This window comes from Synechococcus sp. R55.7 (assembly GCF_047461955.1).
Classification (GTDB): domain Bacteria; phylum Cyanobacteriota; class Cyanobacteriia; order Thermostichales; family Thermostichaceae; genus Thermostichus.
The window spans coordinates 1-1,029 of record NZ_JANSIC010000388.1 but is presented as its reverse complement, the minus strand read 5'-3'; the positions used below and the strand labels follow the sequence as shown (position 1 = coordinate 1,029).

Sequence of the window (1,029 nt, the reverse complement as noted above, 5' to 3'; positions counted from 1 at the left end):
GGGTTGAAGACGTTGGCAACGACGGCATCAGCTCACTCACAGGGAACTGACTCAGACTGGTAGACCTCACACTGCCAGTCTTTTTTTGTTTGAGGTTTAGGTATTGTGAAGCTGCAGCAAGCAGGGGATCCCTTTCATAATCATTCACAAGATTCTTATCTTTATCTCCATAGAGGTCTGTTATCAAAAGACAAATAACCATCTGTTCTCGGCAAAGGCTACCAATTTGGTAAGTAGCCGTCAAGTGTGCCGAGTGTATAGAAGGTTGGTTCTTGGAGCATTTATTTTCTTGCAACAAGGGGTAATCTGTAGGAACGGCATACCTTGAGGAAGTAGGTTCTATGAACAGCATACTTTGGTTTCTCCTAATCGGAGCCCTAGCAGGTTGGCTGGCAGGAAATATCCGACGCGGCTATGGCTTTGGCTTGATAGGCAACATAATTGTTGGTGTTTGCGGGGCATTTTTTGGAGGATTCCTCTTCGATTTACTTGGCCTGTCGGCTACGGGCCTGTTGGGAAGCTTGTTGATGGCCACGATTGGGGCTTTGGTTTTGTTGGCGTTAATTAGCTTTGTTCGTCGGGCTTGATCTTTAAGATGGCCCGCAAGGGCTTGTGTTTCCGTTGGGATCTTGATCGAACATTTACCGGAGAATTTTTATGAGCATTCGTGTTCTTTCGGCAGCGATGATTGGCTTAGCCATCCCCAGCATGGGTCTGTTGACAATGCCATCTGCTTCTGCCCAGCACTTGTTTGATTTGGGAGTGCGCCAACTGCAGCCGGGCACCATCATTCCCGTCCAGAGCTTCAAGGGAGAAGAGCCCCAGTACTTCAGTCCCAACAGCACCCACCCACTTACCCTGCGGGTAGCCCAGGACATCTACAACGGCAGCGGCCAATTGGCGATTCCAGCAGGCAGTGAGGTGCGAGGCAGCTTGCGACCGACTCAGGGAGGGGCCAGGTTCTTCGGCACGGCTTTGATTGTCAATGGGCGACTTTACTCGGTACAGATGTCTTCTGATTTGATCCAC

2 protein-coding genes and 1 pseudogene are annotated in these 1,029 nt (G+C 50.0%); 2 read left to right on the top strand and 1 reads right to left on the bottom strand.

The genetic code is table 11. The annotated features are described in order from the left end of the window. On the bottom strand, positions 1 to 202 hold a 202-nt coding region (locus NW820_RS12685; RefSeq protein ID WP_414407678.1), incomplete at its 3' end, for a hypothetical protein. Between the two features lie 139 nt (positions 203 to 341). Here NW820_RS12685 and NW820_RS12680 point away from each other — a divergent pair. Together NW820_RS12680 and NW820_RS12675 are read left to right on the top strand one after the other, a co-directional pair. Beyond that, positions 342 to 587: a GlsB/YeaQ/YmgE family stress response membrane protein gene (locus NW820_RS12680; protein ID WP_414357675.1), complete on the top strand. Its 246-nt coding sequence runs from the start codon at positions 342 to 344 to the stop codon at positions 585 to 587. A gap of 70 nt (positions 588 to 657) precedes the next feature. Continuing rightward, positions 658 to 1,029: pseudogene (locus NW820_RS12675) on the top strand (hypothetical protein); the annotation flags it as partial.

Bases quoted from the DNA above. Each gene is read 5' to 3' on its own strand.
- NW820_RS12680 (WP_414357675.1), top strand. From the start codon at position 342: ATGAACAGCATACTTTGGTTTCTCCTAATCGGAGCCCTAGCAGGTTGG.